General features: G+C 59.5%; 18 protein-coding genes. 10 read left to right on the forward strand and 8 right to left on the reverse strand.

Going from position 1 to position 23,815, the window contains the following annotated elements; genetic code table 11:
- Nucleotides 1-8: 8 nt before the first annotated feature.
- From FHL16_RS10850 to acnA, 4 genes are all read right to left on the reverse strand, one after another.
- Nucleotides 9-512: a hypothetical protein gene (locus tag FHL16_RS10850; RefSeq protein ID WP_229801688.1), complete on the reverse strand. Its 504-nt coding sequence runs from the start codon at nt 510-512 to the stop codon at nt 9-11.
- A 196-nt stretch (nt 513-708) separates the two neighbouring features.
- A complete protein-coding gene (locus FHL16_RS10855; protein ID WP_010456398.1) occupies nt 709-2,274 on the reverse strand; it encodes a methyl-accepting chemotaxis protein in 1,566 nt (521 codons plus the stop codon).
- 103 nt (nt 2,275-2,377) lie between these two features.
- On the reverse strand, nt 2,378-3,169 hold the full coding sequence (locus FHL16_RS10860; protein ID WP_010456396.1) for a CPBP family intramembrane glutamic endopeptidase: 792 nt from the start codon (nt 3,167-3,169) through the stop codon (nt 2,378-2,380).
- 244 nt (nt 3,170-3,413) lie between these two features.
- Entirely contained in the window at nt 3,414-6,155 is a 2,742-nt protein-coding gene (gene acnA / locus FHL16_RS10865; protein WP_077748217.1) for an aconitate hydratase AcnA, read from the reverse strand.
- A 222-nt stretch (nt 6,156-6,377) separates the two neighbouring features.
- Between acnA and rlmM the strand changes: the two genes are divergently transcribed.
- Nucleotides 6,378-7,451: a 23S rRNA (cytidine(2498)-2'-O)-methyltransferase RlmM gene (rlmM, locus tag FHL16_RS10870; RefSeq protein ID WP_010456393.1), complete on the forward strand. Its 1,074-nt coding sequence runs from the start codon at nt 6,378-6,380 to the stop codon at nt 7,449-7,451.
- A 165-nt stretch (nt 7,452-7,616) separates the two neighbouring features.
- Nucleotides 7,617-7,868: a sulfurtransferase TusA gene (gene tusA, locus FHL16_RS10880; RefSeq protein ID WP_007907805.1), complete on the forward strand. Its 252-nt coding sequence runs from the start codon at nt 7,617-7,619 to the stop codon at nt 7,866-7,868.
- Here tusA and FHL16_RS10885 read toward each other — a convergent pair.
- Nucleotides 7,865-9,274: an MATE family efflux transporter gene (locus FHL16_RS10885; RefSeq protein ID WP_077748218.1), complete on the reverse strand. Its 1,410-nt coding sequence runs from the start codon at nt 9,272-9,274 to the stop codon at nt 7,865-7,867. The genes tusA and FHL16_RS10885 overlap by 4 nt on opposite strands.
- Before the next feature lie 333 nt (nt 9,275-9,607).
- On the opposite strand from FHL16_RS10885, the gene pdxB reads away from it, so the two are divergent.
- Nucleotides 9,608-10,750: a 4-phosphoerythronate dehydrogenase PdxB gene (gene pdxB, locus FHL16_RS10895; protein WP_077748219.1), complete on the forward strand. Its 1,143-nt coding sequence runs from the start codon at nt 9,608-9,610 to the stop codon at nt 10,748-10,750.
- 184 nt (nt 10,751-10,934) lie between these two features.
- Here the strand turns inward: pdxB and FHL16_RS10900 are convergent, their stop codons facing one another.
- Nucleotides 10,935-11,114, reverse strand: a complete 180-nt coding sequence (locus tag FHL16_RS10900) for a PA1571 family protein (RefSeq protein ID WP_010456379.1) — start codon at nt 11,112-11,114, stop codon at nt 10,935-10,937.
- A 256-nt stretch (nt 11,115-11,370) separates the two neighbouring features.
- Here FHL16_RS10900 and FHL16_RS10905 point away from each other — a divergent pair, with 256 nt between their 5' ends.
- Nucleotides 11,371-13,137: an ABC transporter transmembrane domain-containing protein gene (locus FHL16_RS10905; protein ID WP_010456377.1), complete on the forward strand. Its 1,767-nt coding sequence runs from the start codon at nt 11,371-11,373 to the stop codon at nt 13,135-13,137.
- A gap of 68 nt (nt 13,138-13,205) precedes the next feature.
- On the forward strand, nt 13,206-14,240 hold the full coding sequence (locus tag FHL16_RS10910) for a Fic family protein (protein ID WP_077748220.1): 1,035 nt from the start codon (nt 13,206-13,208) through the stop codon (nt 14,238-14,240).
- A 74-nt stretch (nt 14,241-14,314) separates the two neighbouring features.
- Here FHL16_RS10910 and FHL16_RS10915 read toward each other — a convergent pair whose 3' ends face one another.
- Nucleotides 14,315-16,243 carry a transglycosylase SLT domain-containing protein gene (locus tag FHL16_RS10915; RefSeq protein WP_077748221.1) on the reverse strand — a complete coding sequence of 643 codons (1,929 nt, stop codon included), beginning with the start codon at nt 16,241-16,243 and terminating at the stop codon, nt 14,315-14,317.
- Between the two features lie 213 nt (nt 16,244-16,456).
- Between FHL16_RS10915 and FHL16_RS10925 the strand changes: the two genes are divergently transcribed.
- The gene (locus tag FHL16_RS10925) at nt 16,457-18,376 is read left to right on the forward strand and encodes an ATP-binding cassette domain-containing protein (RefSeq protein WP_077748223.1); all 1,920 of its coding nucleotides are present in this window, start codon (nt 16,457-16,459) and stop codon (nt 18,374-18,376) included.
- Between the two features lie 121 nt (nt 18,377-18,497).
- Here FHL16_RS10925 and FHL16_RS10930 read toward each other — a convergent pair whose 3' ends face one another.
- Nucleotides 18,498-18,935, reverse strand: coding sequence for a universal stress protein (locus FHL16_RS10930; RefSeq protein ID WP_077748224.1), 438 nt, complete (start codon nt 18,933-18,935; stop codon nt 18,498-18,500).
- A 104-nt stretch (nt 18,936-19,039) separates the two neighbouring features.
- Here FHL16_RS10930 and FHL16_RS10935 point away from each other — a divergent pair, with 104 nt between their 5' ends.
- The 4 genes from FHL16_RS10935 (at nt 19,040) to FHL16_RS10950 (ending at nt 23,710) form a co-directional block, all read left to right on the forward strand.
- On the forward strand, nt 19,040-19,477 hold the full coding sequence (locus FHL16_RS10935) for a hypothetical protein (protein ID WP_010456364.1): 438 nt from the start codon (nt 19,040-19,042) through the stop codon (nt 19,475-19,477).
- Between the two features lie 540 nt (nt 19,478-20,017).
- Nucleotides 20,018-22,165, forward strand: a complete 2,148-nt coding sequence (fadB, locus tag FHL16_RS10940) for a fatty acid oxidation complex subunit alpha FadB (protein ID WP_077748225.1) — start codon at nt 20,018-20,020, stop codon at nt 22,163-22,165.
- A gap of 32 nt (nt 22,166-22,197) precedes the next feature.
- Nucleotides 22,198-23,373, forward strand: coding sequence for an acetyl-CoA C-acyltransferase FadA (fadA, locus tag FHL16_RS10945; protein WP_010456360.1), 1,176 nt, complete (start codon nt 22,198-22,200; stop codon nt 23,371-23,373).
- Between the two features lie 100 nt (nt 23,374-23,473).
- On the forward strand, nt 23,474-23,710 hold the full coding sequence (locus tag FHL16_RS10950) for a DUF1653 domain-containing protein (RefSeq protein WP_010456358.1): 237 nt from the start codon (nt 23,474-23,476) through the stop codon (nt 23,708-23,710).
- The last annotated feature ends 105 nt before the right edge of the window (nt 23,711-23,815 follow it).

Raw genomic sequence — 23,815 nt, forward strand, 5'->3', positions numbered from 1 at the left:
TTTAAAAGTCACGGAGTGCTTTCCCTTTGTGCGTCTGGCATTTGCGTTGAAGGCCGCAGTCTTTTCATGGTGAATGTGCCTTTTGGATTCAGACGATAACCATGGCTTTTGAACAGGGCTTCGAATGTGCCTTCGACGATGTCTGTCACGGGATTGTAGTTGATAATGTTCAGCGTGGCAGAGTCTGCATCCACCGTTCGAAAGCCATTGAAGCCGGGAGGCGCGGGAATCCAGTGGCCATGGAGAAAGCTCAGCCCGTTATCTAGCGTATAGACACCTGGCAGTGCATCGTCACCGTTGTAGGGTAGCGTCATACTGAAAACAAACGTGTTTTCCTCCGCAGCCGTACCCATTCCTCCACCAATAGACCAATAAAACTCACCGAAAAATTCACCTTGGTAAAAATCACTGAATTCTGCAGTTTTCTTGATGGTTCCGTATTTCCACTGAAAGATGTTTTCGTTTGCGAACGTTGCGCATTTTTTAGGGATAAAGGTCGCGTGGGTTGTCATGATGAAATCCTTTTGCTGGTAAGAGTTCGGTAGCCATTGTCCGATGGACAACGCGACCGTCTCCTTGATAAGCCTCCTGGGTTTTTTCGACTACTGTCAGAACTGACAGGTGCCTCTTTGAAAACATTTCACGATTTGCAAAAATAAAAAAACCCGGAGGTTTTCACCGTCCGGGTTTTTGTCTTTCCAGTGACTGTCAGCGGTTAAACCGCTCCACCAACGAATACTGGGTATTCGCCGTCTTGGTCAGCTCTTCACTCAACAGCGCCGAGTGCTGTGCCTGTTCCGACGTCTGGTCAGCCAGCTGCGAGATGTTGCTGATGTTGCGGCTGATCTCTTCAGCCACCGCACTTTGCTCTTCGGTCGCCGCCGCAATCTGGGTGGTCATGTCGGTGATGTTGGCCACCGCTTCGCTGATCCCTACCAGCGCCTGATCCGCTTCCAGTACCCGCGCCACGCCTTCTTCAGCCTGACGATGCCCGGCTTCCATGGTTTGCACTGCGGTGCTGGCGGTTTGTTGCAGCTTGGCGATCAGGGCGTGAATCTGGCCGGTGGATTCGCTGGTGCGTTGCGCCAGTTGACGCACTTCGTCAGCCACCACGGCAAAACCACGGCCCATCTCGCCGGCACGGGCCGCTTCGATGGCGGCGTTCAGGGCCAGCAGGTTGGTCTGGTCGGCGATGCCCTTGATGACATCGACCACGCCACCGATTTCGTCGCTGTCCTTGGCCAGCTGGGTTACGGTCATCCCGGTTTCACCGACCACCACCGACAAGCGCTGGATGGCTTCGCGGGTTTCCCCGGCGATGTCGCGACCGCGACCGGTCAGGCGATTGGCTTCCTGAGTCGCATCGGCGGTGCGCTGCACGTGGCTGGCGACTTCCTGCGTGGTGGCGGCCATCTGATTGACGGCGGTGGCCACTTGCTCGGTTTCGACGCGTTGACGTTCCAGGCCCGTGGAACTGTTGTGGGCCAGGGTGTCGGACTGCCTGGCTTGTTCGGTCAGGTGCTCGGCGGTGTCCTGCAGGCGGGTCAGGCAGGTTTTCAGACGTGCTTCCTGGCTGAGAATCGACATCTCCAGACGTGCCTGGGCGCCACGGCTGTCGGTGTACATCTGCGCGATCAACGGGTCGGAGGTGGTTTGCCCCGCCAGCACCAGCAAGCGCTTGAGGCCGCGCTGTTGCCAGCTCAAGCCCAGCAAGCCCAGCGGCACCGACAGGCCGGCGGCCAGGGCGAAACCCCAGTGGGAGTTGAGCGACGCACCGATCATGAAGCTCAGTTGACTGACCAGAATGAACGGCACCCAGTCCTGAAGGACCGGCAGCCATTTGTCTGTCGAAGGAATGGCCGACTTGCCCTGGTTGATGCGTTGGTAGAGCGCTTCGGCACGGCGGATCTGCTCGGCGGTGGGTTTGATCCGCACCGATTCGTAGCCGATCACCTGATTGCCTTCGAACACCGGTGTGACATAGGCGTTAACCCAGTAGTGGTCACCGGTCTTGCAGCGATTCTTGACAATGCCCATCCATGGCAAGCCTTGTTTCAGTGTGCCCCACATGTGCGCGAACACCGCCGCCGGAACGTCGGGGTGACGGACCAAGTTATGCGGCGCACGGATCAGTTCTTCACGAGAAAATCCGCTGATTTCGACGAAGGCGTCGTTGCAGTAGGTGATCACGCCCTTGGCATCGGTGGTGGAAATCAACCGTTGCTGAGCCGGAAAGGTCCGTTCGCGTTGTGTGGTGGGCTGGTTGTTACGCATGGCTTTTTCAATCCGCAAGGCTTTGAGAGGTTGTCGGCGGCGTCAGGAATTTATTGAAAATATTTTTCAATAATCAGTGGCGCGTCGCAAAACGGCCATTGCATCAGCCGGCGAGCATCGGGTACGTGAACAGTGCGAAATGCAGCAGGTTCAAGCCGAAATGGGTGGCGATGGCCGCCCCCAATCCGCCGAAACGGTAGGCCAGACCATAGCCGACACCTGCCAGACCCGCCAGCAGCACCCATTGCCAACCCGCGCCCGCATGCGCCACGCCGAACAACAGCGAGGCGAGCAGCAATGCCAGGTTTTCACCGTAGGGCAGGTGTTTGAAGTGCCGGCTCAGCCCACCCTGGACGTAACCGCGAAACAGCGCTTCCTCCACCAGCGTCACCAGCAGCAGATTGTTCAGCACCCACAGCCCGGCTTGGTCCGGCCACTTCGGCGCCCAACTGATCATCCCCAGCAAGAGTGCGCCACCCAAGGCCAGGATGGCGCTCAGGGGCAGGGCGAGTGCGGTGGCATAAACCGAAAGGCGCAAAGAGCGCCGGCCGACAATCCACGGACACACCAGTAACAGCCAAAAGCCGATCAGGGGCTTGTCCTGATTCAGGTACATGGTAAACGGCGCGGCATCGTCGGTGATGCGATGCGGGTCGATGCCACGACCGTTGTAGAAACCGGGCAGCCAATGCATCGCCAGGGCCACGGCGAGGATGATGAACACGCCGTGACCGAGGAAGCGAGCGATGGGGATTTTTTGCTGACGGACCGCGAAACCAGCGACGAGCAGCAATGCGACGGAGATGCCGGCCAGCCAGCCGAGGTGGCCGTAGGTCAGGGCGAGGGTGTAGCCGAGGGAGAGAAGGGCCAGGTATGTCCATGGCAGGGCGAGCATAAATTAGTCCTTTGAGGCTGAAGAGCTTTTGTGGCGAGGGAGCTTGCTCCCGCTGGGGTGCGAAGCAGCCCCAAACCCGGTGACCCAATACTTCAATCAGATCGCATCGGCTGTTTTACGACTGCTTCGCAGTCGAGCGGGAGCAAGCTCCCTCGCCACAAAGTGTGCACTGTTTGCGGGGCGCGATTATAAACAGGCCCAAACAAAAACACCGCCCGAAGGCGGTGTCTGTGTCGGCAGGCGGTTACGACGCAATCAACTGCCGCAACACGTAATGCAAAATCCCCCCTGACTTGAAGTATTCCACTTCATTGAGCGTATCGATCCGGCACAGCACCTCGACTTTCTCGCGGCTGCCGTTCTCGCGGGTGATGATGAGTGTCAGGTTCATCCGCGGCGTCAACTCGACGCCGGTCAACCCAAGGATATCCAGCGTCTCCTTGCCGGTCAGGTTCAGGCTCTTGCGGTTCTGATCCAGCTTGAACTGCAACGGCAGCACGCCCATGCCCACCAGGTTGGAACGGTGAATCCGCTCGAAGCTTTCGGCGATGACCGCTTTCACGCCCAGCAGATTAGTGCCCTTGGCCGCCCAGTCGCGGCTCGAACCGGTGCCGTATTCTTGCCCTGCGATCACCACCAGCGGCGTGCCCGACGCTTGATAGCGCATGGCCGCGTCGTAGATTGGCATCCTTTCCCCGGTCGGGATGTAGATTGTGTTGCCGCCTTCTTCACCGCTGAGCATTTCGTTGCGAATGCGGATGTTGGCGAAAGTGCCGCGCATCATCACTTCGTGATTGCCGCGACGGGAACCATAGGAGTTGAAGTCCCGCGGCTCCACGCCTTTATCGCGCAGGTATTGACCGGCCGGACTGTCCGCCTTGATGTTGCCGGCGGGGGAGATGTGGTCGGTGGTCACCGAGTCGCCCAGCAGCGCAAGGACCCTGGCGCCGGAAACGTCCTTGACCACCGGCGGTGGACCGCCGATGTCATCGAAGAACGGTGGATGCTGAATGTAAGTCGAATCGTCCTGCCAGACATACGTCGCCGCCTGCGGCACTTCAATCGCTTGCCATTGCTCGTCGCCGGCAAACACCTCGGCGTATTCCTTGTGGAACATGGCGGTGTTGACCTGACTCACTGCGTCGGCAATCTCTTGGGTGCTCGGCCAGATGTCCCGCAGGTACACCGGATTGCCATCCTTGTCGTTACCCAGCGGTTCGCTGCTGATGTCGGTCCGCACCGTGCCGGCCAACGCATAGGCGACGACCAGCGGCGGAGAGGCCAGCCAGTTGGTTTTCACCAGCGGATGCACGCGGCCTTCGAAGTTGCGGTTGCCCGACAGCACCGAGGCAACGGTCAGGTCGGCGGCCTGGATGGCTTTTTCAATCGGCTCCGGCAAGGGGCCGGAGTTGCCGATGCAAGTGGTGCAGCCATAGCCGACCAAGTCAAAACCCAGCTCATCCAGATACGGGGTCAGGCCGGCAGCCTTGTAGTAGTCGGTGACCACTTTCGAGCCAGGGGCCAACGAACTCTTGACCCACGGTTTGCGCTTGAGGCCTTTTTCCACGGCTTTTTTCGCCACCAGACCAGCGGCCATCATCACGCTCGGGTTGGAGGTGTTGGTGCAAGAGGTGATCGCGGCGATCACCACCGCGCCGTTTTTCAACCGATAGGTCTGGCCGTCGTATTCGTAGTCGGCTTCGCCCGCCAGATCGGCATTGCCCACCGCGACGCCACCGCCGCCTTCACTTTCGAGGCGACCGACTTCCTTGCTGGTGGGTTTGAATTGCAGGTCGATGAAGTCACTGAACGCTTGCGCGACATTTGGCAGCGAAACCCTGTCCTGTGGGCGTTTCGGCCCGGCCAGGCTGGCTTCGACGCTGGCCATGTCCAGTGCCAGGGTGTCGGTGAACACCGGTTCCTGGCCCGGCAGTCGCCACAGGCCCTGAGCTTTGCTGTAGGCCTCGACCAGTTTCACGGTGGCCAGTGGGCGACCCGAGAGCCGCAGATACTCCAGCGTGATGTCGTCGACCGGGAAGAAGCCGCAGGTGGCGCCGTATTCCGGGGCCATGTTGGCGATGGTCGCGCGGTCGGCCAGCGGCAGGTCGGCAAGGCCGTCGCCATAGAATTCGACGAACTTGCCGACGACGCCTTTCTTGCGCAGCATCTGCGTGACGGTCAGCACCAGGTCGGTGGCGGTGATGCCTTCCTTGAGCTTGCCGGTGAGTTTGAAGCCGATCACTTCCGGAATCAGCATCGATACCGGCTGGCCGAGCATCGCCGCTTCCGCTTCGATCCCGCCGACGCCCCAGCCGAGTACGCCAAGACCGTTGATCATGGTGGTGTGGGAGTCGGTGCCGACCAGGGTGTCGGGGAAGGCGTAGGTGCGGCCATCCTCGTCTTTGGTCCAGACCGTGCGACCGAGGTATTCCAGGTTGACCTGGTGGCAAATGCCCGTGCCCGGTGGCACCACGCTGAAGTTGTCGAAGGCGCTCTGGCCCCAGCGCAGGAACGCGTAGCGCTCACCGTTGCGCTGCATTTCGATGTCGACGTTCTGTTCGAAGGCGCTGGAACTGCCGAATTTGTCGACCATCACCGAGTGGTCGATCACCAGATCCACAGGGGAGAGCGGATTGATCCGCTGCGGGTCGCCACCGGCCTTGGCCATGGCGGCGCGCATGGCGGCCAGGTCGACCACGGCAGGCACGCCGGTAAAGTCCTGCATCAATACTCGTGCGGGGCGGTATTGAATTTCGCGGTCGGAGCGACGCTCCTTGAGCCAGGCGGCAATCGCCCGGAGGTCGGCGCCGGTGACGGTTTTTTCATCTTCCCAGCGCAGCAGGTTTTCCAGCAGCACTTTCAACGACATCGGCAGCTTGTCCAGGTCGCCCAGACTTTTGGCGGCATCGGGCAAGCTGAAATAGTGATAGGTCTTGTCGTCGACTTGCAGGGTTTTAAGGGTGTTCAGGCTATCGAGGGACGGCATTGCGATCACTCCTTTGAGTCCGCACGGCTACGGACTGAGGGGACGGACAGAGCTTTCAACCTAGCCCTGTTTGAATGTTAAAGCTAATAACTGGACTCTATGGCCAAGTCCAAGGTTCCGAACTCGGCTATCATGCGCCGGTTTTCGTGACAGGCTTTGCTTCAACGCAAGCCTGGGCATCGCGCAGTGGCTGAATTCTTCGCCAACTGCCCAGGAGTAAGAATGAACACCCTCTTTATGCATTGCCGGCCGGGCTTCGAAGGCGAAGTCTGTTCCGAGATTTCCGAACACGCCGCGCGGCTGAACGTGGCCGGTTATGCCAAAGCCAAGACCGCCAGCGCCTGCGCTGAATTCATCTGCACCGAAGAAGACGGCGCCGAGCGGCTGATGCGTGGCCAGCGTTTCGCCGAGCTGATCTTCCCGCGCCAATGGGCGCGCGGAATTTTCATCGACCTGCCGGAAACCGACCGCATCAGCGTGATCCTTGCGCACATGGCGGACTTCCCGCTGTGCGGCAGCCTGTGGCTGGAAATGGTCGACACCAACGATGGCAAGGAGCTGTCGAACTTCTGCAAGAAATTCGAAGGGCACCTGCGCAAGGCGCTGATGGCGGCCGGCAAGCTGGTCGAGGATGCGCACAAGCCGCGCCTGCTGCTGACCTTCAAAAGCGGCCGCGAAGTGTTCATGGGGCTGGCCGAGTCCAACAACTCGGCGATGTGGCCGATGGGCATTCCGCGCCTGAAGTTTCCTCGTGAGGCGCCGAGCCGTTCGACGTTGAAGCTGGAAGAGGCGTGGCACCACTTTATCCCCCGCGATCAGTGGGATGAGCGCCTGCACAGCGACATGACCGGCGTCGACCTCGGTGCCGCCCCCGGCGGCTGGACCTGGCAACTGGTCAACCGCGGCATGCTGGTGACGGCGATTGACAACGGTCCGATGGCCGAAAGCTTGATGGACACTGGTTTAGTGCAGCACCTGATGGCCGACGGTTTCACCTTCAAGCCCAAGCAACCGGTGGACTGGATGGTCTGCGACATCGTCGAGAAGCCGGCACGCAACGCCGCGATGCTGGAAGAATGGATTGGTGAGGGACATTGCCGCGAAGCGGTGGTCAACCTGAAGTTGCCGATGAAACAGCGTTACGCCGAAGTGAAACGCTTGCTGGAACGCATTGCCGAGGGCTTCAAGGAGCGCGGCATCCGGGTCGAGATCGGCTGCAAGCAGCTGTATCACGACCGTGAAGAAGTGACGTGCCACTTGCGCCGGATCGACGTGAAGAAACCGAAATCCCGCTGATACACACCGCACCCCTTGTAGGAGCGAGGCTTGCCCGCGAAGCTTTTGGCGTCCTCAAGGGCCTCTTCGCGGGCAAGCCTCGCTCCTACAGGGAGGGCGGTGTACGACACAGATGACCGAACCCCGGCAATGCGCGACAATGCCGGCCAGCTTCAGGAGTGAATCATGAGTGAAATGATTGATACGCCGGTAGACGGCACCCTCGACGCCACCGGCCTCAACTGCCCGGAACCGGTGATGATGCTGCACCAGCACATCCGTGACCTGGTGCCCGGCGGCCTGCTCAAGGTAATCGCGACCGATCCCTCGACCCGTCGCGATATTCCCAAGTTCTGCGTATTCCTCGACCACGAACTGGTCGCGCAGCACGAAGAGGCCGGCACCTACCTCTACTGGATCCGCAAGAAACTCGCTTAACCCGCCGAATGACTGATGCGGATTCGCTTGCGTGCACTGCGCGTCAGGCGGATCGACAGCATCAGCGCCGCGCAACTCAAGCCCACGATCAAACCCTGCCACAGCCCGCTCGGGCCGCTCGGCGTGCCGAGCCAGTCGGTCAGGCCCAAGGCGTAGCCCACCGGCAAACCGATGCCCCAATAGGCGAACAAGGTCAGGATCATCGTCACCCGAGTGTCCTGGTAACCGCGCAGTGCGCCGGCCGCCGTGACCTGGATCGCGTCGGAGAACTGGAACAGCGCCGAATACACAATCAGCATCGCTGCCACGCGTATGACCGTCGGGTCGGCGGTGTAGATCGTAGCGATGTGCTCGCGCAGCAAGAGCATCATGCTCGCCGAAACACAGGCATACGCCAGCGCGGTGCCCATGCCTACCCCGGCAGCGAAGCGCGCCTCACGGGGTTCCTGGCGACCGAGTGCCTGGCCGACCCGCACCGTGACGGCCATGCCGAGGGAGTAAGGGATCATGAACACCAGCGAGCTGAAGTTCAGGGCGATCTGATGTCCGGCCACCACGGTGGCGCCGAGGCTGCCGATCAGCAGGGCGATTACGGCGAAGATGCTCGACTCGGCGAACACCGCGATGCCGATCGGCAGGCCGATACCGAGCAGACGTTTGATTACCGACCATTGCGGCCAGTCGAAACGGTTGAACAACTGACTCGACTGGTACGCCGGTGCCCAGCGCTCCCAACCGGCCATGCCCAGCGCCATCACCCACATCACGATCGCCGTGGCCCAGCCGCACCCGACCCCGCCCATGGCCGGCACGCCGAAGTGGCCATAGATGAAGATGTAGTTCAGCGGAATGTTCAACGCCAATCCGCAGAGGCCCAGCACCATCGCTGGACGTGTGCGTCCCAGGCCGTCACTGAAGCAACGCAACACATGATAGAAGGCGACGGCGGGCAGACCGCTGGCGATGCCGTGCAGATACTGCATGCACGGGCCGATCAGCTCGGGATCGACCTTCATCATGTGCAGGATCGGTTCGGCGCTGAGCAGCATGCCGGTCGCCATCAAACCCACCACCAAGGCCAGCCACAGTGCCTGACGCACAATCGGGCCGATTTCGCTGTGGGTGCCGGCACCGAAGCGCTGGGCGACTTTCGGAGTAGTGGCCAGCAAGGTGCCGGTCATCAACAGAAACACTGGAACCCAGATTGAGTTGCCGAGCGCCACGGCCGCCAAGTCGCGCGGGCCGACCCGTCCCGCCATCACCGCATCGACGAAGCCCATGGCGGTGGTCGCCAGTTGCGCGATCATGATCGGCAGCGCCAGGCCAAGCAGGTTTTTCAGCTCCAGGCGAACCCGGGCCGGGCGGGTGAGGGAAGTAGCGGCGGGGCGGTCAGTCACGGAATTCAAGGGCGAAACGTCCAGAGATGTTGATGCGCAAGGCGGCGCATTCTACGCCCTGACGCAGTGGTCAGGAAAAATCCTGTGTTAGCTATTTGTAATCACCGATCCGGGTTAATGCTGAACACTGTGTGGCGAGGGAGCTTGCTCCCGCTGGACTGCGCAGCAGTTCCATAGCCTTGCAAGTGATAAGCCTGTCAAAACCGGATCGCTAGGGTTGGGGCCGCTGCGCGACCCAGCGGGAGCAAGCTCCCTCGCCACAGGGTATGGAGTGACCTTAATGCCCGCTGGCCCACTACAGTCATCTCCGCCTACACTGCCAACCCGCCAAAGGAGCCTGCCATGTTGATTGTTGCCGACGAAAATATCCCGCTGCTCGATGCCTTCTTCGAAAGTTTCGGCGAAATTCGCCGGGTGCCGGGACGTTCCATCGACCGCGCCACCGTCGAGCAGGCCGATGTGCTGCTGGTGCGCTCGGTGACCAACGTCAATCGCGCGTTGCTCGAAGGCAGCAAGGTGCGCTTTGTCGGCACTTGCACCATCGGCACGGATCACCTGGATCTGGATTATTTTCAGCAGGCCGGCATCACCTGGTCGAGCGCGCCCGGCTGCAATGCCCGGGGCGTGGTCGATTATGTGCTCGGCAGTTTGCTGACCCTGGCCGAAATCGAAGGCGTCGACCTGACTCAGCGCACTTACGGCATCGTGGGTGCCGGCGAAGTGGGCGGTCGCCTGGTCAAGGTCTTGAAGGGGCTGGGCTGGAACGTGCGGGTGTGTGATCCGCCACGGCAAGCGGCCGAAGGTGGCGATTACGTCAGCCTCGAGCAGATCATCGAGCAGTGCGATGTCATCAGTCTGCACACCCCTTTGAAGAAACACGGCTCACAGTCGACCTGGCATCTGTTCGATAAACATCGCCTGAACCAACTCAAGCCTGGTACCTGGCTGATCAACGCCAGCCGTGGCCCGGTGGTGGACAACGCCGCCCTGCGCCAGGTGTTGTTGCAGCGCGAAGACCTGCAAGCAGTGCTCGACGTGTGGGAAGGCGAACCTGAAGTCGATGTGGCGCTGGCCGAACTCTGCGTGCTGGCGACGCCGCACATTGCCGGTTATAGCCTGGATGGCAAACAACGGGGGACGGCGCAGATCTATCAGGCGTATTGCGAATTCATCGGGCAACCGGCCCAGGTCAGCTTGAGCGATCTGCTGCCGGCGCCGTGGTTGTCGCACGTGACCCTTCACGCGAAGAGCGATCCGGCCTGGGCGCTGGCGATGCTGTGCCGCGGCGTGTACGACCCGCGTCGTGACGATGCGGATTTCCGTCGCAGCCTTGTAGGCAATGTGAGCGAGCAGCGTGCGGCGTTTGATGCGTTGCGCAAGAACTATCCTGCGCGCAGGGAGATTGACGGGTTGCAGGTGCGGATTGAGGGGGATTCGCCTGAGTTGCCGAAGATAGTGGCGGCACTGGGCGCAACGGCGGTCTAGAGACCGGGTTGACCCTTTCGCGGGCAAGCCTCGCTACTACAGGATTTGGGTGTTCGCTAAGTAGGTTGACGACGCAAAATCTGTAGGAGCGAGGCTTGCCCGCGAATGGCTGCACCGCATTTCCCGGATAAGCACCCACAAAAAACCCGGCCATCAGGGCCGGGTCAAGAAGACGGTGGCTATATCACTCTTGTTCGGCAGGCTTGACCAATCGCTTTTCCAGTTCGCTGCAGGCTTGCTGGATCATGTCTTCAGTGATCGGTACTTCGCGCCCATCCTTATCAATAATTGAGCAACCCAGAGACTGGTCTGGTTGTGTGCGGATCACTTGAATCTTGTCTTCGCTGCTGTTTTGCAAGGACATGGCCTGTCTCCTCATCAGGTTGTGTGCCTACTTTAAAACCGCCAGGTGACCAGGCTGTGACAACTCCCTGCGATCTCTCCAAGGCGGCAACATCAGTCCACCAGAAATACCGCAGTGTTGCCACCCGGACATTAGACCAATAGCGTCTAGCGGCTAGTCTTTGTGGTCATAATTAACCTGACTCATTGTGATTTACAGAGTTCCACCCCATTTAAGCGGTATAGCTGGTCCCATCATTTGCGTACTGGATAACCCGATGCTCTCTGCCCGTCACCGCCGCGCGATTCGCCTGACCAGCCGTTTTCTTGCACCTTATCGCTGGCCGGCCCTTGGCGCATTGCTCGCGCTGATCATCACCGCCGGCATCACCTTGTCGATGGGGCAGGGCATTCGCTTGCTGGTGGATCAAGGGTTCATGACCCAATCGGCGCATTTGCTCAACCAGACCATCGGCTTGTTCATGGTGCTGGTGGTCGGGCTGGCGATCGGCACCTTTGCGCGCTTCTATCTGGTGTCGTGGATCGGCGAACGTGTGGTCGCGGACATCCGCAAGCAAGTATTCAACCACCTGGTTTATCTGCATCCGGGTTTCTATGAAGACAATCGCAGCTCCGAGATCCAGTCACGGCTGACCGCCGACACCACGTTGCTGCAATCAGTGATCGGCTCTTCGTTGTCGCTGTTCTTGCGCAATTTGCTGATGGTCATCGGCGGGATCGTCTTGCTGTTTATCACCAACCCCAAACTCACCAGCATCGTGGTCGTGGCGTTGCCGCTGGTGATCGCGCCGATCCTTGTTTTCGGCCGTCGGGTACGCAGTCTGTCGCGCCTGAGTCAGGACCGGATTGCCGACATCGGCAGCTACGTCTCCGAAACCCTCGGCCAGATCAAAACCGTGCAGGCCTACAACCATCAGGTCCAGGACGAGCAACGCTTCGCCGTGACCGTGGAGGAGGCGTTCGACACGGCGCGCAAACGCATTTTCCAGCGCGCCTGGCTAATTACGTTGGTGATCGTGCTCGTGCTGGGCGCGGTGGGCGTGATGCTGTGGGTCGGCGGTATGGACGTGATCGCCGGACGGATCTCGGCGGGCGAACTGGCAGCCTTCGTCTTCTACAGCCTGATCGTCGGCAGCGCCTTTGGCACCTTGAGTGAGGTGATCGGCGAATTGCAGCGAGCGGCGGGTGCGGCCGAGCGGATTGCCGAATTGCTGCGCTCCGAGAACATCATCCAGCCGCCCACCACAGGGCTGGTGACCTTGCCTGATCGGGTGAAGGGCAATCTGACGCTGCAAGACGTGCGCTTTTCCTACCCTTCACGTCCAGAAAGTTACGCCGTCGATGGCTTGAATCTGACCATCAATGCAGGCGAAACCCTCGCTCTGGTCGGCCCGTCCGGTGCCGGGAAATCCACCGTGTATGACCTGCTGCTGCGTTTTTACGATCCTGCCTCGGGGCAGATCCTGCTGGATGGCGTGCCACTGACCCAACTCGATCCGCTCGACCTGCGTCGCTGCTTCGCCCTGGTCTCGCAAAACCCGGCCCTGTTCTTCGGCAGCATCGAAGAGAACATCCGCTACGGCAACCCGTCGGCGACCCTGGCCCAGGTTCAGGAAGCGGCGAAAATCGCCTACGCCCACGACTTTATCGAGCAGATGCCTAACGGCTATCAGACCCACCTTGGCGATGGCGGCCTCGGGTTGTCCGGCGGCCAGCGCCAACGCCTGGCCATCGCACGGGCGTTGCTGGTGGACGCGCCGATCCTGTTGCTGGACGAAGCCACCAGCGCCCTCGACGCCCAAAGCGAACACCTGATCCAGCAAGCCCTGCCGAGCTTGATGAAAAACCGCACCACCCTGGTCATCGCCCACCGCTTGGCCACGGTAAAAAATGCCGACCGGATCGCGGTGATGGATCATGGGAAACTGGTGGCAATAGGGACGCATCAGGAATTGATTGCGAGCAATGCGCTGTATGCGCGGTTGGCGGCGTTGCAATTCAGTGACGGGCACGACGCGGCATGAATGAGAGCTGCTGAACACTGCGAGGTTCGGGCATTATGTCGGCCTCAGTTGCGAGCCTGGATGAGGATATGAGCCGTTATCAACCACCGTTGACCCTGACCACCAGAATGCTGGCGTTGATCGCCGGGATCAGCGAACAAATCGGTCAGCTGACGGCTGTGGACGAACGCCTGCAGACGCCTCAACTGCGTCGTAGTAATCGAATTCGCACGATTCAGGCTTCCTTGGCGATCGAGAACAACACGCTCAGCATCGAGCAGGTGACCGCAGTCCTGGCTGGGCGACGAGTACTTGGCCTGCCGCGAGAAATCCAGGAAGTGCGTAACGCTTTTGCGGCGTATGAAGCCATGCCTGAGTGGCGGTCGAGCGCCCGGGCCGACCTGCTACGGGCGCATGAGTTGCTGATGGGCGGATTGATTGACGACTGTGGGCGGTTTCGCCAAGCCGGTGTCGGTATTTATCGTGGTGAAAAATTAGTCCACATGGCACCGCCGCCGAGTCGTGTTGGGCATTTGATGGACGATTTGCTGGCGTGGCTCAGTCAATCGGATTGGCACCCATTGATCGTCAGCTGCGTCTTCCACTACGAGTTCGAGTTTATTCATCCTTTCGCCGATGGAAATGGGCGGATGGGGCGACTCTGGCAAACCTTGATACTCAGTCAGTGGCGGCCGGTGTTGGCTTATCTGCCAGTCGAAGCGGTGATTCGAGAGCAGCAAGACGCTTATTACGCGGCGTTGTCGGCTGCGGACCAGTTGGCTGAGTCGACGCCTTTTGTCGAGTTCATGCTGCAAGCGTTGAGTATTGCGCTTGAGGAGGCAGGCAATACCGAATCAATAATCGACCCAGTAATCGACCCAGTAACCGACCCAGTAGGGAGATTGCTTTCAGCACTCCAGGTTAATGGTCCGCTTAAAATCAGCGACTTGATGGCTGAGGTCGGTTTGGCTCACAAGGCGACCTTTCGGGCTAACTACCTCAGGCCCGCATTGGCTGCCGATTTGATTGAAATGACCAGCCCCGAGACACCAAGCAGTCCGGCTCAAAAATATCGTCTGACCCGGCATGGCAAACAGACTGCCGCACGATTCAAGTCTGCATAGGCCTTCTGGATACGCCAAAAAAAATGCCCGCATCAATCGATGCGGGCATTTTTATTCGGACTTCAGCATCAGTATCACTGATCGTCAAAGTACCGCTCATGCCAATCCACCAGCGGCTGTGGCGAGTTGAGTTTCTGGCCGTAGATCACCGAGTACGACAATACGTTTTGCACATACTGGCGGGTTTCGTCGAACGGGATGCTTTCCACCCACACGTCGAAGCTCAGGTGATCCGCACCGCGCAGCCACTGGCGTACACGGCCGGGGCCGGCGTTGTAGGCGGCGGAGGCGAGGACGCGGTTGCCGTTGAACTGGCTGTGGACCTGGCTCAGGTACGCGGCGCCGAGCTGGATGTTCTTGTCCGGGTCGAGCACTTGCTGCGGCGAGGCCAGCGGAATGCTGAACTTGCGTGCGGTTTCCTTGGCGGTGCCGGGCATCAGCTGCATCAGGCCGCTGGCGCCGACGCCGGAACGGGCGTCGGCCATGAAGGCGCTTTCCTGGCGGGTAATGGCGAACACCCAGCTCGAGTGCAAGCCACGGACCTTGGCTTCACGCACCAGGGTTTCGCGGTGGGCCATCGGGAAGCGGATGTCCAGATCGTCCCAGTATTGCGCCTGACTGATGGTGCGAATCGCCGGGAAATACCATTTCAGGTCGTAGGCCAGTTTTGCCTGGGCGACCATTTCGTCACGGTTTAAGTGACGGCTGACGTGGTACCACTCGCGACGACCGTCGACGATCTGCCCGCGGGCGTGGAACTCGAGGGCGCGACGAATGCCTGGAGTGTTGCGCACCTTGTTGATCAGCGCCTGGCTCAGTACCAGCGGTTTGTTGTTTAGCGAGTAGGGCGATTGTGAACGGTCAGCGGCAAGGAAACCGTAGAAGTCGCGCTCACGGGCCAGGTTCTTGTACAGGTTTTGTACTTCCGGGTTCTGCGGCTGCGCCAGTTCCAGGCTGCGGGCCTGCCAGTAGCGCCAGCGGTTGGTGGTCGCCAGGTCCTGCGGCAAGCGCCGAGTCAGCTGATAGGCATCGTCCCAGCGGGCCAGACGCAACAGCAGGCGCATGCGCCATTCGGACACGGTGTTGTCGCGCAGTTCCGGGTCGTACCTGGTCATCATCTCAAGCGCGCGAGGGTCGAAACGTTTGGCGAGGGTTAACCCGATTTCACGGGCGATCGCCACTTTTTCGTCGCGGGAGAAGTGCATGCTGCTGGCATAGCCGTCGAGCAGGTTCATGGCTTTGTCCGGGTCCTGGCGGGCCAGGCGGCGCAGACCGAGACTGACCACGTCGGACATCGGTTCGTCGGCCGGGGTGAAGCGCGACGGCTGATTCAGCAGTTCAGGTTTTTGCGCCACATCCACCAGCAAACGACCGCGAGGGGCGAGGGTGGTCAGGCCATTGACCAGGCTGTTGGCCAGCGGATAGTTGCGCGCCTGGGCGGCAAGCTTCGTGCGCTCCCAGCGTTTCTGTTCGGTCAGTTGACCTTCGGCGGCCCATTGCCCGAACAGCGCGTCGCAGGCGGCGGGTTGGGATTTACCGGTCAGCCAGAGTTTATTGGCGTTGGCGTAGCCTTCGGCTTTCTGGTTGTGACCAATCTGGTACTGCGCGTTCAGGCAGTCCAGTTCGGTGAAATTGAGCTTGGGGTCGTAGTATTTGACGAAGGTCGCCCAGTCGCCGCGTTCGGCCAGCCAGCGCAACCAGCGCAATTTCATCCAGTTGGCCTGGGGCAGGTCACCGTGTTCGGCGAGGAATTTTTCGATTTCGGCATTGCTGGCCGTTTTCAGCCGAGCGGTCAGTTCGTCGTAGGCCAGGTACGGCTCCAGTGGATAATCACGAAGGGCCTGGCTGTAGCGAAAATATGGGCCGGTATCGCCCTTGGCCAAGGCTCGCTTGGCCTCATCGTAATATTGGCGCTGGGTGGACAGGTCCACCGCCTGGGCGGTTTGAGCGGCAGCGGCAGAAAGAAGCAAGCAAGATAAAAAACTGAAGAGGCGGCTGCGCATGAGACGTCCGGGCATAGAAATCACGACAAGTGCAGACTTAACCTGCACCGAATTATCTGTAGCTTAGCCTTTTGCCAGCAAGGGGCGAAAGCTTTGCGGGCCTCTCGGCACAAGTTCGCAACAATTGTCATGCAGAGTGCTTCGACATTGAAATTGCCGGCCTTCTGAAGCCTCAAGTCAGGTAGAATGCGCGCCCGGTTTTTGGAGAAGCTCATGACCCTGCTCAAATTCAGCGATGTGTCCCTTGCTTTCGGCGCTATGCCGTTGTTGGACAAGGTGTCCTGGCAGATCGCCCGTGGTGAGCGGGTGTGCATCATCGGCCGCAACGGCACTGGCAAGTCCAGCATGATGAAGCTCGTCAAGGGCGACCAGAAGCCCGACGAAGGCTCCGTTTGGCGCGCGCCCGGCCTCAAGATTGGCGAATTGCCGCAAGAACTGCCGGTAGCCGACGAGCGGACCGTGTTCGACGTAGTGGCTGAAGGCCTGGACGGTGTCGGCGAGCTGCTTGCGCAGTATCACCACCTGAGCCAGAACATCGTCACCGACGCCGACCTGGACAAGCTGATGCACGTCCAGCACGACCTCGAAGCCCGCGATGGCTGGCGTTTGCAGCAACTGGTCGACAGCACCTTGAGTCGTCTGCAGTTGCCGGCCGACAAGACTCTCGCCGAATTGTCCGGCGGCTGGCGTCGTCGCGTCCTGCTGGCCCAGGCCCTGGTTTCCGAACCTGACCTGCTGCTGCTCGACGAACCGACCAACCACCTGGACATCGGTGCAATCGCCTGGCTCGAAGAGGCGCTGAAGGATTTCCAGGGCGCCGTGCTGTTCATCACGCACGACCGTTCATTCCTGCAAAACCTCGCGACCCGCATTCTGGAACTGGATCGCGGCGGCCTGATCGACTGGAACGGCGACTACGCCAGTTTCCTGGTGCACAAAGAAGCCTCCCTGGCCGCTGAAGAAACCGCTAACGCGCTGTTCGACAAGAAGCTGGCCCAGGAAGAAGTCTGGATCCGCCAGGGCATCAAGGCCCGTCGTACCCGTAACGAAGGCCGTGTCCGCGCATTGAAAGCCCTGCGTGTCGAGCGTAGTGAGCGTCGTGAGCGCACCGGCAAGGCCAACATTCAGTTGGACACCGCTGACAAGTCCGGCAAACAGGTGATGGTCCTCGAGAACGTGAGCTTTGCTCACCCGGGCGGTCCGTTCCTGATCAAGGATTTCTCGATGGTCCTGACGCGGGGCGACCGTATCGGTCTGCTCGGCGCCAACGGTACCGGCAAAACCACGCTGCTGAAGCTGATGCTCAGCGGTCTGCAACCAACCAGCGGCACAGTGGAAGAGGGGACGCGCATCGACGTGGCCTACTTCGACCAGTTGCGCCATCAGCTGGACCTGGAAAAGACCGTGATCGACAACGTGGCCGAAGGTCGCGACTTCATCGATATCGATGGCCAGAGCCGTCACGTGCTGAGCTACCTCGGCGACTTCCTGTTCAGCCCTCAGCGTGCCCGCACGCCAGTCAAGGCGCTGTCGGGTGGTGAACGTGCGCGTCTGTTGCTGGCGAAACTGTTCAGCAAACCGGCGAACCTGCTGGTTCTCGACGAACCGACCAACGACCTCGACGTCGAAACCCTCGAGCTGCTCGAAGAGGTCTTGCTGACCTTCAACGGCACCGTGCTGATGGTCAGCCACGACCGGGCATTCCTCGACAACGTGGTCACCAGCACCCTGGTCTTCGAAGGTGAAGGCAAGGTGCGCGAGTACGTCGGTGGTTATCAGGACTGGCTGCGTCAGGGCGGCTCGCCGCGCCTGCTGGGCGTGACCGAGAGCAAATCCGGCAAGGCCGACCTGACCTCTGCGGTCGTGACGGCGGAAGCGGCACCGATTGCTGCGGCAGTCGAAGCGCCGGTGGCGAAGAAGAAGCTCAGCTACAAATTGCAGCGTGAGCTGGAAATGTTGCCGGCCCAGATCGAAGCCATGGAACAGCAGATCGCTGCCGTCGAGGCCCAGATGGCCGATGCCGGTTTCTATCAGCGTCCTGCGGTCGAGACCGCTGCCGTGATCGCTCAGCTTGAGCAGTTACAGGCTGAACTCGACGTGATGGTCGAGCGTTGGGCTGAGCTGGATGCCTGATTGATGCTGTAACAAAAAAGCCCGGCGTTCAGTGATGAGCGCCGGGCTTTTCGTATGGAATGCGATCTACACGTTGCTATAGATCCCCTGTAGGAGCGAGCAGGGTCGCGGGTACGGGTTTTCAGCTTTTGATCAGGCGCACCGCGAGCACATCACACGGAGCGCCGTGCAGCACGTCGTTGGCCGTCGAGCCCAGCAGCAATGCCAGGCCGTGTCGGCCATGGCTGCCCACCACGATCAGGTCGCAGGTCTGTTCCTTGGCCAGGTGGTGAATCTCCTGGCGTGGCTGGCCGTAGGTCAGGTGGCTGTATTCTTTGGAGAGTTCCGGATATTTCAGGATCAGTCGGTCCAGGCGTTCCTTGGCCTGATCGAACTGCTGCTGTTGCAGTTGTGACAGGTCCATGGGGACGTCACCGCCAAAGGCCATGGCCATCGGTTCGACGATATGGACCAGGGACAGTTTCGCGCCATTGCTCACTGAAAGCTCGCGAGCACGGTGGATTACAGGGTCGCACTCTTCGGTTAGATCTACAGCGACCAGAATATGGTGGTAGGGCATGAGGTGCTCCTCCTGAGGATTGCAATATTGGTAAGTATGGCTGGTTTCAAGCGCAATGGTTCCAAAGTGACTCAAAGCGCTCATCAAGAATCGGGAGTACAGATATGACGGTCTGGATAGTGGTGTCAATCCTGCTGGTGGTGCTGAGTCCGCTGGCATGGTTGCGACCGTCCCGTGGACAGAGCGGGCGCATGGCTCTGCGCATGGAAGCGCGGCGTATTGGCCTCGCCATGCAGCTTGCGCCCCAGGAGTGGCCGCACTGGCTGAGCCAGGAGCCGCCGAGCCCTTGCGCCCAGTACCATCGGCCACGTCGTGGCAATCAACCGGCGTGCTGGAGTTACTGGCAAAAGTCGCCGGGTGTGTGGGTGAACCAGTGGCAGGAGATTTGCGAAGATCGAGCGCTGCTCAATCATTTCGAAAAATTGCCAGCCAACGTCTACAAGGTTGAAGCGGACAAACAGATGATCACTCTGTATTGGGGCGAGAAGGGCGAAGCGACGGTTTTGCAAGACATCGATGCGGTGCTGAAAGCACTGGCGTGACTCACGGACATTTCGCGCTGCAATGGCGCGAAACCTCCGACAGACAGGCAATAAAAAGCCCGACATCATCATCGGGCTGGGGTTGGCCAGGCAGGCCGGTAATTCTTTGTGCCGCCGATCTTACGCTTGGCGTTCGCCAAAAGTGTTCAATTTTTTTTCTCAAGGTCCCGCCAGCGTAGTCTGTTAAACAAAGGCTGCAGAGAATTAGGGCGACTTTTCTAACTATTGATTCTATGAATGGCTTCACATGCAGGGGCGTGTTGAAGATCTTCGTAGTACGGAAGTGACCGCAAAGTCGCGTTTGAACCCGCATTTTGGGCGATTGACAATTGTCGGAAATTCCGTGAAGGTGGCGTACCCAAATCAAACGGGCGTATGAATTGAGCGTTTGTATTTAACAACGCTCCTACAGAATCCCGACTATCGCGTTGGCGGGTGTGCCGGGTAGATGGGCGTAGCATTGACGTTAAGCGTCCCTGCCAAGCCATTTGCCTGCGTCCGACGTGTACTGTTCAGCTTCCATATCGTGGAGATCAGTTGATGATTTACGAAGGTAAAGCCATCACGGTTAAGGCTCTTGAAAGTGGCATCGTCGAATTGAAATTCGACCTCAAGGGTGAGTCCGTCAACAAGTTCAACCGTCTAACCCTGAACGAACTGCGTCAGGCCGTAGACACCATCAAGGCAGATGCTTCGATCAAGGGTGTGGTCGTCAGCAGTGGCAAGGACGTCTTCATCGTCGGCGCCGACATCACCGAATTTGTCGAGAACTTCAAGCTGCCTGATGCAGAGCTTGTTGCTGGCAACCTGGAAGCCAACAAGATTTTCAGCGATTTCGAAGACCTCAACGTCCCGACTGTCGCCGCGATCAACGGCATCGCTCTGGGTGGCGGTCTGGAAATGTGCCTGGCGGCGGACTACCGCGTCATGTCCACCAAGGCCAAGATCGGTCTGCCGGAAGTCAAGCTGGGCATCTACCCGGGCTTCGGCGGTACCGTGCGTCTGCCGCGCCTGATCGGTGCCGACAACGCTATCGAGTGGATTGCCGCCGGCAAGGAAAACCGTCCTGAAGACGCGCTGAAAGTAGGCGCCGTCGATGCCGTGGTTGCTCCTGAGAAATTGCAGGAAGCGGCCCTGGAGCTGATCAAGCGCGCCATCTCTGGCGAGTTTGACTACAAGGCCAAGCGTCAGCCGAAGCTGGAAAAGCTGAAGTTGAACGCCATCGAACAAATGATGGCCTTCGAAACCGCCAAGGGTTTCGTGGCCGGTCAAGCCGGTCCGAACTACCCGGCACCGGTCGAAGCGATCAAGACCATCCAGAAAGCCGCGAACTTCGGTCGTGACAAGGCGCTGGAAATCGAAGCCGCCGGTTTCGTCAAACTGGCCAAGACCTCTGCTGCGCAGAGCTTGATCGGTCTGTTCCTGAATGATCAGGAGCTGAAGAAAAAGGCCAAGGCCTACGATGAAATCGCCAAGGATGTGAAGCAGGCCGCCGTATTGGGCGCCGGCATCATGGGTGGCGGTATCGCTTATCAGTCGGCCTCCAAAGGTACGCCGATCCTGATGAAGGACATCAACGAGCACGGTATCGAGCAAGGCCTGGCTGAAGCCGCCAAGCTGCTGGTCGGCCGCGTTGATAAAGGTCGCATGACCCCGGCGAAAATGGCTGAAGTGCTCAACGGCATACGTCCGACCCTGTCCTACGGTGATTTCGGTCACGTTGACCTGGTCGTCGAGGCAGTCGTCGAAAACCCGAAGGTCAAGCAAGCCGTTCTGGCCGAAGTCGAAGACAAGGTCAAAGAGGACACCATCCTCGCGTCCAACACCTCGACCATTTCCATCACCTTGCTGGCCAAAGCCCTCAAGCGTCCGGAAAACTTCGTCGGCATGCACTTCTTCAACCCGGTGCACATGATGCCGCTGGTTGAAGTGATTCGTGGCGAGAAGTCCAGCGAGCTGGCTGTGGCCACCACCGTTGCCTACGCCAAGAAAATGGGCAAGAACCCGATCGTCGTCAATGACTGCCCGGGCTTCCTGGTCAACCGCGTCCTGTTCCCGTATTTCGGCGGTTTCGCCAAGCTGGTCAGCGCCGGTGTGGACTTCGTCCGTATCGACAAGATCATGGAAAAATTCGGCTGGCCAATGGGCCCGGCGTACCTGATGGACGTGGTCGGCATCGACACCGGCCACCACGGTCGTGACGTGATGGCTGAAGGTTTTCCGGACCGCATGAAAGACGACCGTCGCTCGGCTGTCGACGTGCTCTACGAAGCCAAGCGCCTGGGCCAGAAGAATGGCAAGGGTTTCTACGCTTACGAGACCGACAAGAAAGGCAAGCAAAAGAAAGTGGCCGATCCGTCGGTGCTGGAAGTGCTCAAGCCGATTGTTTACGAGCAGCGCGAAGTCACTGACGAAGACATCATCAACTGGATGATGATCCCGCTGTGCCTGGAAACCGTGCGTTGCCTGGAAGACGGCATTGTCGAAACCGCCGCCGAAGCCGACATGGGCCTGGTCTACGGTATTGGTTTCCCTCCATTCCGTGGCGGTGCGCTGCGCTACATCGATTCGATCGGTGTTGCCGAGTTCGTTGCCCTGGCTGACCAGTACGCTGATTTGGGCGCGCTGTACCACCCGACCGCAAAACTGCGTGAAATGGCCAAAACCGGCCAACGGTTCTTCGGTTAAGCGTCCCAACACTTGAGCGAGAGTGAAATTTTATGAGCTTGAATCCAAGAGACGTCGTGATTGTCGACTTCGGTCGTACTCCGATGGGCCGCTCCAAGGGCGGCATGCACCGCAACACCCGCGCCGAAGACATGTCGGCGCACCTGATCAGCAAATTGCTGGAACGCAACGTCAAGGTTGATCCGAACGAAGTCGAAGACGTGATCTGGGGCTGCGTAAACCAGACCCTGGAGCAGGGCTGGAACATCGCTCGCATGGCGTCCCTGATGACGCAGATCCCGCACACTGCTGCCGGCCAGACCGTCAGCCGTCTGTGTGGTTCTTCGATGAGCGCGCTGCACACTGCCGCACAAGCGATCATGACTGGCAACGGTGACGTGTTCGTCGTCGGCGGCGTCGAGCACATGGGCCACGTGAGCATGATGCACGGTGTCGATCCGAACCCGCACATGTCGCTGTACGCGGCAAAAGCCTCGGGCATGATGGGCCTGACTGCTGAAATGCTGGGTAAAATGCACGGCATCACTCGCGAACAACAGGACGCTTTCGGCGTGCGCTCCCACCAGCTCGCTCACAAGGCGACCCTGGAAGGCAAGTTCAAAGACGAAATCATCCCGATGCAAGGCTACGACGAGAACGGTTTCCTGAAACTGTTCGACTACGACGAAACCATTCGTCCGGAAACTACCCTGGAAAGCCTGGCGGCTCTGAAGCCAGCGTTTAACCCCAAGGGCGGCACCGTGACAGCCGGTACTTCGTCGCAGATCACCGATGGTGCTTCGTGCATGATCGTGATGTCGGCACAACGTGCACAGGACCTGGGCATCCAGCCGCTGGCGGTTATCCGCTCGATGGCGGTGGCAGGTGTGGATCCGGCAATCATGGGCTATGGTCCAGTACCGGCCACTCAGAAAGCACTGAAACGTGCGGGCCTTGGCATTAACGATATCGACTTCTTCGAGCTCAACGAAGCTTTCGCTGCACAGGCCCTGCCAGTGCTGAAAGATCTGAAAGTGCTCGACAAGATGAACGAGAAGGTTAACCTGCACGGCGGCGCGATCGCCCTGGGTCACCCGTTCGGTTGCTCCGGTGCCCGTATTTCCGGCACCCTGCTGAACGTGATGAAGCAGAATGGCGGCACCTTCGGGGTTGCCACCATGTGCATTGGTCTCGGCCAAGGCATCTCCACCGTCTTCGAACGCGTTTAAGCGTTTCGTTGACGGAAGCCGGGGCCAAGTGCCCCGGTTTTTGTTTTTCTGAATTTATTTTTTGTTTTTATTTTTAAAAGATTTGAGTGAGGGCCAAACCATGCCGATACAACCTGGGCTCTACCAGCATTACAAAGGTCCGCAGTACCGCGTATTCAGTATCGCGCGGCATTCGGAAACCGAGGAAGAAGTGGTCTTCTACCAAGCCCTGTATGGCGATTACGGCTTTTGGGTGCGTCCCTTGAGCATGTTCCTGGAGTCGGTCGAGGTTGACGGCGAACAGGTGCCACGCTTTGCTTTGGTGGAAGCCGAACCGAGCCTTTTTTCGAAGGCATAAGCTGAGTGCGCGCAGGACCCTGCGCTTGACCTCACCTTGTAGCCACTATATATAGCGGTGCCGCGTCAGGCGCCAACCGCCTTTCACTTCTAGAATTCAGGAATT

It is taken from the genome of Pseudomonas sp. FSL W5-0299 (genome assembly GCF_005930655.1).
Lineage (GTDB): Bacteria > Pseudomonadota > Gammaproteobacteria > Pseudomonadales > Pseudomonadaceae > Aquipseudomonas > Aquipseudomonas mandelii.